This is a genomic window from Wolbachia endosymbiont of Armadillidium vulgare str. wVulC (genome assembly GCF_001027565.1).
Classification (GTDB): domain Bacteria; phylum Pseudomonadota; class Alphaproteobacteria; order Rickettsiales; family Anaplasmataceae; genus Wolbachia.
The window spans coordinates 69,546-85,933 of sequence record NZ_ALWU01000005.1 but is presented as its reverse complement, the minus strand read 5'-3'; the positions used below and the strand labels follow the sequence as shown (position 1 = coordinate 85,933).

The window sequence follows — 16,388 nt, the reverse complement described above, 5'->3', positions numbered from 1 at the left end:
GTTACAAAATCAATTATGCGAAAATATTAATATAAATAATTAAGATTTTAGTAGATTAGATTCAACAATGGTAGAAAATGATCCAATTTTAGCTGCATATTTTAATAGTAGACCTGGAGTGTAAAAGGCAGCTCAGCCAATTGTATGTTCCATATCTTCATTTTGTAGCCAGCTTAAAAACAATATAAAAGAGTGTTCTTAAAAGACATTGGTACGAACTTCTTAATCTATAAACTATAGCAGTTTATATTTAAATAATAATCTTTAACTTTTTTAATCTATCTAGAAACTTCTCTCCTAGGATCAGAAGTCCTTCTTAACTCTTCACATTCTGTCCATTTGTTGTTAGACTCGCTTGTGACTTCAGGATGCATTAATTCACCGGATCTAGCAAAAACACCTTGGTCTATAGCTTCAATAACCGATAAACCTCCCAATAAGCAATTTTGTCCTATCTTTTCATAATTTTCTATTCCTTCATTGCAATCTTCTATTGCTTCATTATAACTGTCTATTTTATCGAGTAGAAGTAGGCCTTCTTCACTCACCTCTACTTTTATCCAATTTTTATTTTCTTCATGAGGGCATAATCTAACTTCTAATTCTCCCAAACTAGTATAGAAAGTTAATACTATACTGCTGCCTTCTGTAANATCTGTATAATTCCTTATGCCATTTTCAGTTTTAATTTCTACTTCACTTCTACCGATCTTTACTATATTTCTTCCACACTTTATCTCTCCATCGGTTAGACCTAAACCCCTTACCCCATCTGTTATCTTTATAATGTCTATTTTACTATCTTTAGAATATTCTAAGTAAAAAACGGAGTTGTCCACTCTTGCATCTTTTAGCTCGCTATTGGTTGCACTTTTTGCGATTTCAATAAACTTATGAGAATTGCTAACTAAATCTCTATTAGCTTTTTTTAGGTTAGTTTTATGCTCTTTAAATTCTGATGTCAGTGTGTTAGCATCAACTGTATTACCAAACACTGCCCCTTTTGATACTAATTGACATATTATACTACTAGAAACTTTAGGATTTTTTTCCAACTCACTGATTTTTTTCATCACATAATCGGTAAAAGTGTACTCATTGCCTGAAAAGAAATCTTGTGAAAGAGAATAGTTTAATCGTACGCCAGACTTTATAGCATCATTTACAATCTCTTCAAGTTCAGCCATATTTTGAGCTCGCAATACCTTATCAGAAAACTTATTTAATTTCTCCTTTTGATTTGAAGTTAAATTAACGAGTAATTTACTGGCCTGTCCTTCCTTTTGCTGACGATAAATATTTATACCATAATCTAATGCTCCTGCTTCTAAAAATATCTTTCTTAACTCTTGAATAAGACCTTCATTGTCCCAAGAAAAACGATCAACATACGAAAACACTTTTGATTCACCCATTCCTTGCCGAATATTTAGCACCACTTTTAGGTCTGAATCTCTTTTATGCTTACTTAAAAACTCCTTTAAATTTTTAGTGCAGTCTGAATCGAGTACAAGTAAGTCATACAACTCCTTATTCATCTTTTTCTGTTTATCAGTTAAAAATAATTCTTCAATATCATAGCAGAGGTTATTAGTTGCTATTTGTTGTGGAGTTCTTCCCTTTCTACTTGTTATATTAGGGTTAGCTCCTTTCAAGAGAAGAGAGTTTGCATTATCGTGGTGACCTTTGGCAGCAGCAAGGTATAATGGTGTTTTTCCTTTATTATCTTGTATGTTAGGATCTGCGCCTGCTTCTAAGAGTAAATCTATAGCCTGATTTCCTGTGCGACGAAATCCACCAATATTTGCTCCTGCAATCGCATGCAATACTGTTGATTGAGATTCTCCTCTTTTGATGTTAAGAACTACTTTTAAATCTTTATTGTTTTTATTATCATATAAAAATTCTTCAAGGGGCTCAGTATTATCAAATGAACCACAGTTAGAAGCTAAACATTTTAGAGCACTAAGTAACTTTTTGTTTAAATTTTTTTGACTTGGCGTAAGATCGTGATCTAGAGCAAACCAAACACAAATCTGTTCACTTAATCCAAGTTTGCTATCTATCAAAGATGATGGTTCATTATGATTTCTAACTGATGGTAAATCTCCTGAGTACCACATATCATTCATCAGCTCATTTAATAAATGCTCTTTAGATGATAGATGTTCTATAATTGATTCATATTCAAAATCAGATGGTTCTGGTTTGGATTTTGGTTTTAGTAGATTGATGATAGATTTTACTATCCCAGTAGACTCACCCATACTTACCTCTCTAATGCTAAGATACATAATACATTATATGCAATATGTAACATTAAATCAATAACCATAATCTTTTTACTACTTATGTAGTTAAGCTTTTGTTAAGTTTTTATGGTGAGTAACAATGGAGTATATAGAGAGGTTAAAAGTTGCTTATGACTCCAAATTTGAGCTAATTTTACTATAAATCAACATGGTTAAGACCTATACTTGATATCACTACTATAAGAGCATGATGCTTTAAAGGAGTACGGAAACTGCTGAAGTTTTTACAGCAAACCTGCATGGAGCAACTTCAGCAGAATAAACAAACACATGCCAGTATTAGTAGAGAATTATTTACAAGTCAACTAACTTTTTCAAAAAATATTTTAGTGCAGATGCCATGCTAGCTAAAGTTCATATAGATAACATGATAGCATAACACATACTATTAATTCCATTACACTTCTAATAAATAACTACGCAACAAGGCTACCTTGAATTAAGCCCCCAATTGTGACTTAGTAAATACACTACATAGTACACTTTTAACAGCAGTCAACGTACTCGTATCAAGATCTTTTTGCTTCTCTTCACTAACCTTTTTATAAAACTTACCAATACTGTAACCTACTAATGTGCCAACTACTGCAGCTGCAAGAAACACTGAAATGGCAGTAGCAACAGGGGTTAAAGCAGCAGCTCCTGCAAAGTACGATATGCTTAAACTTAACAATAAGCCAGCAGAAGCGATTACAAAGGGTAACTTATTTCCCATCTGCACGGTTCCTTTTTGAGATCTGTTTTTTATCATATAATCTAATCTTTCAATAAGTTCATCAGAGATGCAGTTACCGTTTATGTTACACTCCTTAAGCTTTGGAAATATACCATTATCTAATGCTTCAACTAAAGCTCCTGCATCTTTATTGTCAATATTGTTATCATGCAAATTAAGATTAGTAAGCTTTGGAAATACTTCACTTGATGCCGTAATTAATGCCTGTACACCTGTAACGTCAATTTTGTTTTCATTCAAATTGAGTGTAGTAAGGTTTGGAAAATTACCCTTAATTAAAGCTTCCAGACCTTCAGAAGTAATATTGTTACCTTCCAAATGAAGTTCGGTCAAGTTTGGAAAATTACCCTCAGCTAAAGCTTTTGCACCTTTATCACCAATTTCGCAAGCTAGTATACTAAGTTTTGTAATGTGTGTGTGATCTCGTAAAAAGCGCACTAGTTCCTGTACATTTACTGAAGGATTTCGAATAATTAGAGAATGACCGTCAACACGTTTACTAAAATCCATTTTATTTCACCATATTAATTATATCAATATTATAGTATTGGATATTTTCAGCAACTTTCAAGTATATTAATAAGTTATTTAAAACTTGTGGAGAATGCTGGACTCTTCAGCGCAACAAAAAATCAAATTATTTACTTTTTCAAAACCACAAAAAAGTACCTACCTTTGTGAGAACAATTTAAACAAAAGCGGCGTTGTGTAAATAAGAATGTGAAATTGTTGTAACAAAGTTATACAAAACAGTTCGTATGTAAACATGGCTAAAGTAGGCTAATATAGTTGGTTTTAGCGTACAATGAAATTACCATATAAAAAAGTTCGCACGGATCTAGCGGTGACCAACCCATTCCAAAGAAAAATGTTCTCACGCTTCTGGTTTTTGTTGCTGAAAGTGGATGTATTATTAAGTTTTTAGTGATATGTGAAGTTGAATTAGTATTTAGAAATAGAAAGAGTACATTGCAGTAAAAAAACAGAAGTGTATTTGTGAGCACTGGCTATAGTTTTAAAAACATAAACTATGTATCTCAAATAAAATATTAAAAAGTTCTTCTTGTGTTATTTTTTTTTATCCATAATGTAGTGACAATTAATGCTGGAGGTATTATGTTAGATGCATCATGCTCTGTAAATCATGCAGAGAAAAGCCTAGGGCTTTTTAAGCAAACACCTGATCAATCTAGTTTGATAAGTAGTGGCTTACAGCTGCCAGAAGGTTTTACAATAGGGAAAGCAATTGGAAGAGGGGATTGTTTCTTTGATGCAGTTGCACAAGGACTTAAGCAATTAAAGCCTGGAACAAACTTTACTGCGAAATCTTTGAGAGAAGTGTGTAGGAAGCAAGCTTTAAGTAATCAAGAAGTGAAAGAAAAGGTTATAGCAGATGCTAGAAACCATGAAGATTCTACAGTAGTACTTCCAGAGCCTGGTATTGATGATGATGAATTATGGAATAGTTACTTGATTGGTATAGAACACAGTATTGAAGATATAGAAAAAATGCAGAAAGACAATAAAGACGTATTTTCATCGTTAACTGATTTAAAGTATGGAAATACGTTGCAGATTCCTATATGTGGCAGGCCTGAAATTGAGGGAAGTATGATTTGTAATGAATATAATGTTAAGCTGCATGTTATTGAAAATCTTCCCATGTGTGGATGGTCAGGCTATCTTATTGATGGGTTAGCATCCAAACCTGTAAGTACAGATTATAATGAAAAAGATACTATACATATAATAAATAAAGGAGATTTCCATTTTGAGCCAATCTTGAGCGGGACACTATTAATAAGTGAAATACAGAGAGAGTTTACTAGTATTATAGAGGATTCTGATCTTACAGAAGATGGAAAGCTTGAAAAGCTAAAAAGTTTTTTTAAGGTATATCCGAGTCTAAACGTTAATTCTCGAGTGAATCAATATAATGATACACCGCTACATATTGCTGTTTGTGTGGGAGAGTTAAAAATTGTCAGGTTTTTGCTAAAGATAGGAGCGCAAATTGATGTTTTAAATAGAGAGGGAAAGACTCCTATAGATATTGCTAAAGATAATAACAGAAAAGATATCGCTAAGATACTGCAACCACTTATTTCATATGAAGAAGTTGATGTACCGGGAGATGGCAGTTGCTTATTTTGGTCTGTTGCTTTAGCTTACTTAACTCCCGTAAAATTTGATGATTATGCCTTCCATGAAAGGTTTAAAGAATTATTTACGAGCGACCATGATGTACATTCAATTCAAAGGCTAATGCAAGGTAATGCAAATATTTATGAAGATAGTGCAATGAGGCAGTTGGTAACGAAGACATTTCGTAATGAAGCTGTTGATGCAGTATGTTTCAGCCAAGGAAGATTTGAAAATAAGGTTAATATTGTGGATCTTTTTGAGAGTCAAAGTGGAAGTTATTTTACAGGAGGTACCTTTAAAGAAGAATTTAAAGATGAATTCGGTGCTGAAAAAATTAAGCAGTATAATATTGATATTAGTAAACTCCAACCTAATTTTTTTAATGAAAATGCAGTGAAGGAAATTTATACTGAACTTAATAAGATAAAAAAACGTAATCAAGTTCAGGAATTTATATTTGACACATACTTAAAGTGTATGGAACTTACTGGAGTTTGGGGTGGAAAGAATGAAATAAATGCAATGTCTGAGCTGATAAAAACAACGATAATAGTGTCTCAGAAAGATTCAAAAGATTATGTATACAATGAAAAGGAAAAATATTGTAATAAAATACACTTATCCTACAAAGAAGGTAATCATTATCAATTTTATCAAGTAGAGTATTCAAATTTGATGAAGTTTGTTCTGAGTTTCACTAAATCATTTGAAACGAGGCTTATTACATATGATGTACTTGCGAGTATACTGAGACAGGGGAACAGAGTATTTTTTGATGGAATGAACACTAGTAGATTTGTGCGGAGTATTTTTGGATGTTCAACACATATAGATGACTGGACAATGTCTGGTGTTAAGGCATCTTTGAGAACAGGTAATGTAATAAAAGCGACAAAAAATTTTATTAATCTATCAGACTTAATAGAAACATTTAATGAATATAAACCGGGCTTTAGAAAAATATTAGTAGATGCTGGATGCAATGTTTTTCAAAGTTTTGAAATGCAATTTGAGAAAATGGGCTTTGATCATGTTTCAAAGATAGCAGATGATATTGTAAATAAGATAATTGAATATTACATTCAGAAAGAACATAAGAGAGATTTAAGAAATATAGGGATAGCTGAAACCCTTGTTCTAAGTACATATTTGCAAGAGGTGTCTGCGCAGTATGGAGGAATAAGTTATAATCTTAGAGATTTATATGAAAATATCGGAATTGCAGAAGGAAGTGAAGGCTCTTTTATCTATTATAGAAAGAAAAGTGAGGATAAATCTAGTCAGTATGGTTATCGCCGTTCCCTTATGGGTGAAAAGTCGAAAAGAACATATGATACAAGACATATTAGAGTAGAAACTACAAACGTAGAACTTGAAAATTATGTGTATACCTTAGACGCTTTAGGCCTACAAGACTTTAAGGCTACTGTGGAGCAGGTATTTTGTATTGTTAATAAAGAAATTCAAATGCCAAGCAAAAAAGTAATTGAAGATCTTATAGTAAAAATTAAATCCCATATTGAACAAGAGGTAAGCTTTTTAAGCGAGCATATCTTATTTTGTTGTCAAGAACGCAAACAAAATTTAGATATGAATATGAAATACTTAGTTAAAGGAGAAGGAAAAAAAGAGCAACATATAAGAAGAGGTAAAGAGTTAATAGAAAGGACTGAAAAAAATAGTGATGTTATATCTTTGATGGAAAAAAGTTTAAAAACAATTCTAAATTCATCTTACTATCTAAAAATAAAAGAAGCATTTGTAAAGCATGCTGAAACAGTCTCTCAAGACTATAGCAACCTACTCGAATCAGAGCATGGTAATACAGCAAGATCTAGTAGTCTTTGGTCTAGTATAAAAAAAGCATCAAATGTAAAAACATTAGCATTTCTATTTGGGAAAATGAATTTTAAGGATGTTTGTGCTCCAGTAGAAGAATTCACTGGAAGACAGGAACAAATAGAGGAAATATATACAAAGTTGCAGGGGGGAGCGGTAGTAATAGTAGGTCCATCTGGAATTGGCAAAACTCAACTAGCTAGAAAATTTGTTGAAGAAAACAAAGGAGTTTATCTTCATGCCTATGAGGTAAATACTCAAGATATATTATCCATAGAAAGTTCTTTTGCTTCCTTTGTCCGAGATAGGTTAGCCATGTTTATGGAAGGAGAGGAGTGTAAAGGAAGGAAAAATGCCTATTCCTTTTTCAGGGAGCTAAAAAAGAAGATCTAGAGAGGATTTTAAAGATCAGAGGTCAAAGAGGTGGTTTTGATTGCTTATTTACTTCTTCTGATCAAGATTATCAAGATATAGCAGAAGTATCTTTAGATAATTTTGGAGAAAAAGAAGCTATACAACTTGTCAAAAGAATTTTAGAGATAGCAGATAGATCGCAAGATGAACAAATAAAAGCACTTATAAGAAAACTCAAAGGTTTTCCATTAGCTATAAATCTAGCAGCAGCGTATATTAAAAACAAAGGATCAAGCCCTTTGAGGAAAGCATTTGGAATTTTTGAATATTTAATACAGTACGAAAAGTTTGATCAGAAATTTCCACGAAACACTAGGCAGAATGAATACGATAGGATATTGCAAATAACATTACTACTTTCGATAAAAACAATAGAAGAGATGAGTTCTGGAGAGAAAATTCTAAAAATTTTAAATGCTATGGCTTATTTTGGTTCAGATGAAATTAATTCAGATTTATTTTTGTTCTGGGTTAAAGATAAGGATGAACTAAACTCTATTTTTAAATTGCTAGAACAATATTCGATAATTTATGCAAAAGAGGAAGGTAAATACAAGGTCTATACTATGCATGAATTAATAAAAAGAGTAATACGTTCACAGCTTAGCATAGATGAGGAAAAACACACATTAAGCTGTGTTCTAGAACTGGTATCTGAAGCTGAAGGAGGTTTTTTAGAGATAGATCATCTCTTATCTTTGTTTGATCATAGTCGAAAATATGACTATCTAATAGAAGAAAATAAGAATTTTCCTTGTTTAGTCTTAAGTAGCTTAAACGAGTTATATGAGTATAAAAAAGTTATCAATCTTACGTCAGAATTATGTCAATTGCTTAGTGTAGATGATGGATATTCAAGATTAATTAAATATGAGTTCGCCTGCGCACAAGCTGGTTTGGGACGGTATGATAAAGCGTTAAAAATCTTTCTAGATTTAAAAAAATTAGAGAAGATAAATGATACATTTTCTTCTCTTGCTTTGGATAAAAAAGTACTTTCTACTTATCTCAAACAAAAAAATTATAAAAAAGCATTGTCGTACATTAAATACAATAACTTTGTATTTACTAGTTCATTTAACGAAGAAATCATGGAATTTATAGAAGAACATCTAGATATGGCAGTTATTATAGCTGAAGTATTTGTGATGCAAAAAAGATATACTGATGCATTTACAACTTTGTACTATGTAAGACAACTGAGAGATGAAATTTTCCTTAAAATAAGTGATTTTAATTCTGATAATGATCCTTATCTTGATCCTTCCGAGGTGTATGAATTTTATAATTTAGATACAAAATATATCTATGCCTTAGCATATTTCTTTATGAGTCAAGAAAGAAAAAAAGTAACTATAAATGAAGAAGCGTTACCACATAAAGAAGATTTACCTCGTGAATTGAGTATACAAACTTTATTTAGGCAGCTACAAGATATTCTGATAAATCAAGAGAGTAGTCAGTACTTACAACCGGCTCCTTATTTTGTTGAAATAGAGGTAGGAAAAGTAATTCAAAGAGAATTAAGAGAGAAAGCATTGCAATATTTTGAGAAAGTGCTGAAGCTACAAAAAAATTATGGATTTTTAGATAATCATCCTAACGTACTATCTGTGAAGTTTTATATAGCTGTTTTACATAGTTGCTTAGAGGATAAAGAAAAAGCATTACAAGAACTTCAACGATTGCAAGAATTACAAGAGAAGGTTATAGGGATAAATCATCCTGATACTTTAGATACTGTATATGCTATACAAAAGTTGTTTACTAGAGATGAAGATAAATCAACATATTTAAAAAATGAGGTAGAAAAAAGAGAATCGCTCTTACAATTTGAAAAATCTGATTTGAATGCTAAGGGTGTCTCAATCTTAAAAGAGCTTTATGTAGAAAAAAATAGCGAAAGTTCTTCTTCAGTATCAAGTGAAGAGTTACTGCTAGGAAATAAAAGGTTCCTAGGCACAGAGAGTACACAAATTAAAAGGAAAAAAATGGATAATCAGCAGCAAGTAAGTAGTTATTTTAATAATGTCAATATTGGTCTTAGCCATCAGCAAGATGCTATAGTCAATTTATAGATGGGAGTATTAAATAAACCATACGAGTCAAGTTAAGGATTTGTGGTAATACATTTGATGTAAGGAAGAGAAAAAGGAGATATAAGTTCTCTTAAATTTAACAAATAAAATGGAGAACTTATATAATGAAAAGGATAGTTTTTTTATCAAAAAAGCTCAAAGAACTTTTTAATGAAAGAGCAGATGAAATCTCGGCTATAACAGGGTTCATAAAGAGAAAGAGGAAGCTAAAAGGATCATCATTCGTAAAAGCCATAATCTTGAGAAATATAGGAGTTGATAATTGTAGTGTAGAAACAATGTGTCAATTATTAAACAAAGATGCGATAGATATAACGAAACAAGGTCTGGACTTTAGATTTACCAAGGAAGCAGTGGAATTTATGAAAGGGGTGTACAATGAATCTTTAACGTTATTTAAAGACACCTTGCAAATTAATTGTAGAATTTTGCAACAATTCAGAAGCGTTAAGTTACTAGACAGCAGCTATATTAGCTTACTTAACAGTATGGAAAATATGTATAAAGGGTATGGAACGGGAACGTTCAAAAAAGCATAGGCGTCAAGTTAAGGAAAAGTGGCATAAGAAAGAAGAGAAGCGGTAAAAATTATTTTAGATATTAAACGATAAAATTAGTAATTTATAGACTCTTTAAAAAAAATTATCTTATTTTAGATCAAGATTTCTTAAAAAATAAATATAACAAATAAACCTTAAAGGGAGTGTTAAATAAACTGTGTCAAACTGCATTTTTAATTCAACTCAATTTTCAATCTGTTGGGAAAGAAAATGTCGAGCTGAGATATAGTCAATGCCCAATCATGTACAGGCATAGTCCATTTCTCCTTCACTTTCTTTATAGCACAATATACCTGTTTATACAAGGCATTTATGCTAGTAAATGAGCCCTTGGTTTTGGTGAATTTCCTAATTTGCCTATGTAGCCCCTCTATGGGATTAGTAGTATAGATTATCCTCCTAACTGGGTCGGAATACTTAAAATAACCAGATAGGTTTTCCCAATTATTCTGCCAAGATTATAGGGTACTTTGTGCCCCATTTTTCATCTAATTCCAACAGATAATTCTCGGCAATTTCCTTACTTGAAGCTTTTCTTTAAATCACTCAAAAAACTCTTTACTAGCTACATACTTCAGTGAGTTACGTATCTGATGCACTATACACATTCTGCATTAGGGAACACACCGTTTATTGCTGCAGGAAAGCTTTTTAGCCCATCTACACATGCAATTAGAATATCTTCCACTCCTCTCTCTTTGAGATCATTTAGTACTCCCAACCAGAACTTCACTTTCAGCTAAATAAAACTTCTTTTCTGCCATTTTGCTAATATATTATACATACATTTACTTACACAACTCCTTAAAAAACCATGAAAACTATCGGATATACAGACTGCAGCGGACGACTACGCCATTCGTTGATTACTGTTTGTCAGTAATACTTGATATTATAATGCACCCCATAAACTAGACCAAAAAAAAATGGTTAATCCGAGTAGGAAGGTAAAGGGGTAAAAGTATGGCAACAAAAAAATATGAACCAGAGTTAAAAGCAAAGATAGCTTTGGAAGCAATAAAAAATCAAAAAAGCACATCTGAGATATGTAGTGAATATAAAATACCATCAACAAATCTATATGATTGGCGTGATAGAGTATTGGCAAGGTTAAAAGACCTATTTGTTGAAGAAAGTGAAAGTGCGAGAAAACAAAGAATCTTAGCGCAAGAAATAGAAAGTTTACATAAAGTAATAGGAGAATTGACAGTGGAAAATAGTTATTTGAAAAAAAAATTACTGAAATAAGCAAAAAAGATAGAGTAAGGTTTATAGAAAAAGATTCTGATCTGTCAATTAGGAAACAGGCTGATTTATTGGGGATTTGCAGATCTAGCCTATATTATAGGCCTATAATTAATAACGAAAGTGAAGTAGCAAATTTGATTCAATTGGCTTCTGATTGCCGTTATGGATATCGTAAAATTACTGCTGAAATCATAGCGAGTGGAGTAGTAGTCAATCACAAAAAAATCTTAAGAATTATGAAAAAAATGAAGATTAGTGGGCTGTATTGTAGAAAAAGATGTAATACAAGTATTAAAGAAAAAAAGCATAAAATATATCCTTATTTACTCAAAGATTTGATTATTTGCAGAGTTAATCAGGTATGGGCTACTGATATAACATATATTATGGTAGAAGGTAAGTTTGTCTATTTTGTGGCAATAATGGACTTGTATAGTCGCTATATTATTGCTCATTCATTATCACCATATCTCGATGCTGGATTTTGCCTTTATACTCTCAAAGAAGCTCTAAAACAAGGTAAACCTGAGATTTTTAATAGTGATCAAGGGATGCAGTTTACTAGCTACAACTTTATTATGGAATTAGAGCGTGCTAATATCAAAATCAGTATGGACCATAAAGGACGTTGCTTCGACAATATATTTGTTGAGCGCTTATGGAGAACTTTAAAGCAAGAAGCTATATATTATTATAGACCAAATAGTATCAGAGATTTGAATCTTATAATAAATGATTTTGTTGCTTGGTATAACTATAGAAGGCGACATCAGACTCTACATTATAAAGTTCCTGCTGATCTTTATTATCATAAACAGTAAATGAATATGTTGATAAATACTTTAAATGTGTGTCGACGTATTTATCAACATATTCATTTTAAAAATCGGATCACTTTGAAAAAAATGGTCTAGACAAATGGGTGCACTATACAGTTTAGTAGGGTACGAGTGGCAAAACACTCGGTTTAGTCAGTGCTAAACAGTTCAATAGACGACTTTCACGTCACACAAAAGCATAATCATTGCGTGCATCAAGAAATTTAGAAAAAGCCATAAGACATTCGCTTAAAAAGTACTAATAATTATACAATATTTTTCTCGATTTTTCAACATAATATCCTCCCAGTACTGTGACCTTTCCGGTTGACCCACTGCGATTCTTTGCAACATTTATCTCTAATTCGTTATTAGCGTCGGTTTTATAGTAACTGTCTCTGTAGAGTAGTTTGTTCCTGACTCTCACAGGTCTGCTAATTGCGGTCTTTTGTTTTGTCTGTCTTCTACTTTACGACTCATTTGTGACAATGCTACGGTAGACGAATTTTCTCTAATAAAAGACAGTTGTAAAATGTGCTAATAATAAACAAATTGGTCAACCAAATTATAATGCGATTACAAAAGCTCAGCAATTAACCCAGTCTAAGTAGGACAAAAACACTGTGTTATACTAGAAATAATGTGCGGAAAAGGGGGGATTCGAACCCCCGACATATTTTCATATGTGCACGCTTTCCAAGCGTGTGCTTTAGACCACTCAGCCACCTTTCCATACTTATTCATAATATTGAAAATTGTGCTGCTAAACAACTGGTATGTATGGTTCGCCACGGAAATTCACAGTATTGTTAAACTTGTTTTTGCAGGTTAAAAATGCTTTATCACAACCTGCAAGTATCAAATATTTATCCCCAGTAGAAATTTTATATGGAGGTAAAGCAAATAATGTAACTACTTTATTTTTGTATTCCTTAACTACAACTTCAAATGTTGCTGGACTAAAGAATTTCACTACTCCATGCTTATAATATCCATCGCTTTTGACCAAATTAGTGTCTTCAAATCTTCTTTCGTCTATCACTTTAGTAATCGTGCTTGTTCTACTAAACTTTTTAGCATCAGTTTTACATTTATCGTCGCAAAATTGTGCCCTGCATACAGGAGAATACAATTCTGATATGCTTTTCTCAAGCTTTGCCGCAAGCCCTCTAATTTCAGCGATAAACCTACCACTATTTAATGTTACTTTACCAAAAATTCCAAAGTGCAGACTCATCATTCCTTGACTTAAATCTTTATAATTCACAAGAAATATTTCAATATTTGCAAAATCATACCTTCCTGATAAAACATCTTCTTCTTTAATATCAGCATTATTTAATATTCCTTCAATTTCTAGATTGTCAGTTCTCAAATCGCTGTTTAATAGTATACTACTAGCTGTAAACCCACTTGAAGATTTATAAAGTATATTATTGACATTTAAATCCTCGTCATAATCAGTAAATCCCATTACTTCCCCACTTACAAGCGTTAATTTCCAGCAAGTAGCGATGGTAAGTAATTCTCCAGCTAAATGGTTTTTTAATTTGGTTTGCATAGTTGCCTCCCGCTTAATTGATTAAATTTGAAAAGTTCGATAGGTAAGGGATTATGACGATTTACCCATTATCTGAGTAGTTATAGGGTGTCATGCCAGTGCCCAGACACTGGCATCTAGTTAAATTTACGGGTATAAAAGTAATCAACGTTTCTGATGATCAGTGTCACGCACTGGGATGACACCACCTGTTATGCGAATTAAAACAAACGCTTATACAATCGTGTGTCAAGCACTGGGATGACAGGAGAGAAGACACCACATGTTTATTTGATCGACAAATAAAACACTGACAGACAAGACACACACCACACTCAAGTTATGGTGTGTATTACTAGGACTAATTAAAAAGAAAACTTCACACCAGTGAGTAGAAGAATTCCTTGGTTAGAAGGTACATCGTTATTATCTTTATCTTGTAGCGCACCTTTTTCGTCAGTCATAAAATAATGTAAGGCTGCATAAGGAACAAATTTGCTCTTACTGCATGAAGAAGATAGATCATATTGAACACCAAGTGCAACATCATGAAGCATATCTTTGTCATTCATTGTGCTGCCAAAGTATGTCAAGCTTGTATAGACATTCTCATATTGATAGCCAGCACCTGCAGTCCAATACATGGTATTTTCACCAAACTGAGCCTTCAGTCCTCTCATCCTTACGTCACTATCAGGAAGCGATTCATATTCATCCAAGTATCTACCAGAGTTAACATCAATCAGCGTTTTAATACCTTTTGGTTGACCAGACTTGCCCAAATATGCAAAAGAGGCAGCAAACTTTATATTTTGACCTTCGTCAATCTTATAATCAGCACTTGCACCTAAATTAACACCCCTAAGGTCATTGTACTCTACAAATTCCCTATAAGAATGCTTATCTTTATTTGGTTCCTTTGCATGACCATACTCACCAACCACGGAAGTTTTAACTTTTATGTTATGTTTACTAAAGTCATATTCATATGATGCGCCAGCGCTTACTATGTGCTCATAGCCTGGACCAACATGTTTTACATTACCATAATCCTCTACAATAGATAAACTATTATCGTAACGAGGTGAGTAGCTAATACCAAATCTCGCACCCATATAATTTGGCGAGTAGTAAGCAGCTCTAAACGGCAATGTAGTCATAATATCTTTGTTGTATTTCCCTGCCATACGGAAGGAGAGTTTCTCACTCTCGCTCGAGAAGCTTTCAGTGTAAAGACGTGGTGTTACGTAAAATGGAAAGTTTGCAGCACTTCCTTCTAAGTTCACTTTCCTGAACCAGTCACTATCTGCAGCTCCGTCAACAGTTGCAATCCTTGTTGCATCAAGTCTCATTAGAGACTCAGGACCAAACTGATAGCCAAGTTTCAGATCACCATATTTTGAATTTAAGAATACATGTGCACTTCTACCTCTTGCAGCATTCACACCTTGTGAAGCTCCTTTACCTTCAGTCACTGGAACATGAAATTGCACATCAGCACCATAAAGAAGTCCTAAATCTTCATTTTTGTTTTCAGCTCTTAAGTGCAATATTGCATCTGAAATCATGCCCATGTTTTCGCTGTAATCACCAATATTTCCTATCCCTCTAGGAAATACTGGATCTGCTCCTTTTACAAGATCTTCAGAAGTAGCAAAATAACCTACCAAATTCCCTGGCATAACATTATAACGCTCATAGCCACTTAACCCATAGTTACCATAACCTTGAGAATCAACAACACCACCAAAAGTTATCCTTAAGCCATCCTTTCCTTGGTTGGTATCGATAATATCAACGCCACCAACTGAAACAACAGGACTTGCCTTACCTTTTTCCTCTGTATTGCTGTTAACAACTTTTACATCCTTTTTTATATCTTCAGCTTCAATTTTAGCATTCTTGGTTTTAGAACCCTTAGTTTTTGACTTTTCTACATTAGAATTTTTAACTTTCAGGGCTTTCGCCTTTGAATCCTCTATAAGTTTTGCTTTTTTCTCATTTGCCAGTCTGATTTCTTCTTTTTTCTTTTGTTCGGCTGCTAATTTTAACTCTTCTTTTTTCTTCTTTTGTTCAGCTGCTAATTTTAACTCCTCTTTTTTCTTCTGCTCAGCTGCTAATCTTAGCTCTTCTTTTTTCTTAAGCTCTTCAGCTTTTTTTCTTGGATCAGCATTACATATCCTGTCCATTTTCTCTTTTAGTTTTTTATTTGACGTCTTCATCACTTCCATCTTTCCAGAAGTTTTGATTGACTCGTTACTCTCTTGCTTTTTTACTTCCTTCATACTCTCGTCAGAAAAGTCAGCAGCAAAGCCACTGAAAGAACATAAAGTCAATAGAGAAGCCAGAGCAGTTCTAGTATAAATAGATTTTTTCATGAAGTGCCCCCAAAAAATTTTAAAATCATAACATAAATAGTATAAAGATGTTGAAAATCCAACTTAAAGCAACCTTATAGCGAAAATAAAAGTAAAATGCAATACTTCAAAAGCAACTTTCTTAATACGCTCAACGTGTATATTAACCAAAATTTAGCACAAAGGTCGCTTGTTGGTACATTGTAACTCTATATTTATTCTATGGAAGTAAAATTTACTCAAAGTGAAAGCACAAAAAAAAAGATTAATATATTAATATAAGTTGTTGACAATAATATTAATTTGTATTATAGTTAATA

Annotated in this window: 8 protein-coding genes, 1 tRNA gene and 2 pseudogenes; 4 read left to right on the top strand and 7 right to left on the bottom strand. The window is 32.7% G+C overall.

Annotated elements, in window-relative coordinates; genetic code table 11:
* Positions 1-278: 278 nt before the first annotated feature.
* Both wVul_RS03775 and wVul_RS08645 read right to left on the bottom strand, forming a co-directional pair.
* On the bottom strand, positions 279-2,123 hold the full coding sequence (locus wVul_RS03775; RefSeq protein WP_458694596.1) for an ankyrin repeat domain-containing protein: 1,845 nt from the start codon (positions 2,121-2,123) through the stop codon (positions 279-281).
* A gap of 628 nt (positions 2,124-2,751) precedes the next feature.
* Positions 2,752-3,558: a leucine-rich repeat domain-containing protein gene (locus tag wVul_RS08645; protein WP_153295522.1), complete on the bottom strand. Its 807-nt coding sequence runs from the start codon at positions 3,556-3,558 to the stop codon at positions 2,752-2,754.
* Positions 3,559-4,164: 606 nt separating this feature from the next.
* Between wVul_RS08645 and wVul_RS03765 the strand changes: the two genes are divergently transcribed.
* The 3 genes and pseudogenes from wVul_RS03765 to wVul_RS03755 all read left to right on the top strand — a co-directional run.
* Positions 4,165-7,425: an ankyrin repeat domain-containing protein gene (locus wVul_RS03765; protein WP_047759237.1), complete on the top strand. Its 3,261-nt coding sequence runs from the start codon at positions 4,165-4,167 to the stop codon at positions 7,423-7,425.
* 260 nt (positions 7,426-7,685) lie between these two features.
* Positions 7,686-9,524, top strand: a complete 1,839-nt coding sequence (locus wVul_RS03760; RefSeq protein ID WP_047759236.1) for a tetratricopeptide repeat protein — start codon at positions 7,686-7,688, stop codon at positions 9,522-9,524.
* 125 nt (positions 9,525-9,649) lie between these two features.
* Positions 9,650-10,063 (top strand): annotated as a pseudogene (locus wVul_RS03755) (transposase); the annotation flags it as partial.
* Between the two features lie 215 nt (positions 10,064-10,278).
* On the opposite strand, the pseudogene wVul_RS08640 reads toward wVul_RS03755, so the two are convergent.
* Positions 10,279-10,975, bottom strand: a pseudogene (locus tag wVul_RS08640) (IS256 family transposase); the annotation flags it as partial.
* 93 nt (positions 10,976-11,068) lie between these two features.
* On the opposite strand from wVul_RS08640, the gene wVul_RS08635 reads away from it, so the two are divergent.
* Positions 11,069-12,174, top strand: a protein-coding gene (locus tag wVul_RS08635) for an IS3-like element ISWpi17 family transposase (protein WP_153295427.1) whose coding sequence is annotated in 2 segments (ribosomal slippage) — positions 11,069-11,342 and positions 11,342-12,174 — 1,107 coding nt in all. Because the reading frame shifts where the segments join, the coding sequence is not laid out codon by codon here.
* A 420-nt stretch (positions 12,175-12,594) separates the two neighbouring features.
* Here the strand turns inward: wVul_RS08635 and wVul_RS10265 are convergent.
* The 4 genes from wVul_RS10265 to wVul_RS03725 form a co-directional block, all read right to left on the bottom strand.
* Entirely contained in the window at positions 12,595-12,651 is a 57-nt protein-coding gene (locus tag wVul_RS10265; RefSeq protein ID WP_202966477.1) for a hypothetical protein, read from the bottom strand.
* Positions 12,652-12,816: 165 nt separating this feature from the next.
* A tRNA-Ser gene (locus wVul_RS03735) sits at positions 12,817-12,903 on the bottom strand.
* A gap of 31 nt (positions 12,904-12,934) precedes the next feature.
* Entirely contained in the window at positions 12,935-13,732 is a 798-nt protein-coding gene (locus wVul_RS03730; RefSeq protein WP_047759235.1) for a DUF2163 domain-containing protein, read from the bottom strand.
* 344 nt (positions 13,733-14,076) lie between these two features.
* Positions 14,077-16,089, bottom strand: coding sequence for a WD0745 family porin (locus wVul_RS03725; RefSeq protein WP_047759234.1), 2,013 nt, complete (start codon positions 16,087-16,089; stop codon positions 14,077-14,079).
* Positions 16,090-16,388: the final 299 nt, after the last annotated feature.

What these genes read in the sequence shown, in the direction of transcription:
- wVul_RS08645 (WP_153295522.1), bottom strand. Translation starts at nt 3,558, where the DNA reads ATGGATTTTAGTAAACGTGTTGACGGTCATTCTCTAATTATTCGAAAT.
- wVul_RS03765 (WP_047759237.1), top strand. Translation starts at nt 4,165, where the DNA reads ATGTTAGATGCATCATGCTCTGTAAATCATGCAGAGAAAAGCCTAGGG.
- wVul_RS03730 (WP_047759235.1), bottom strand. Translation starts at nt 13,732, where the DNA reads ATGCAAACCAAATTAAAAAACCATTTAGCTGGAGAATTACTTACCATC.
- wVul_RS03725 (WP_047759234.1), bottom strand. Translation starts at nt 16,089, where the DNA reads ATGAAAAAATCTATTTATACTAGAACTGCTCTGGCTTCTCTATTGACT.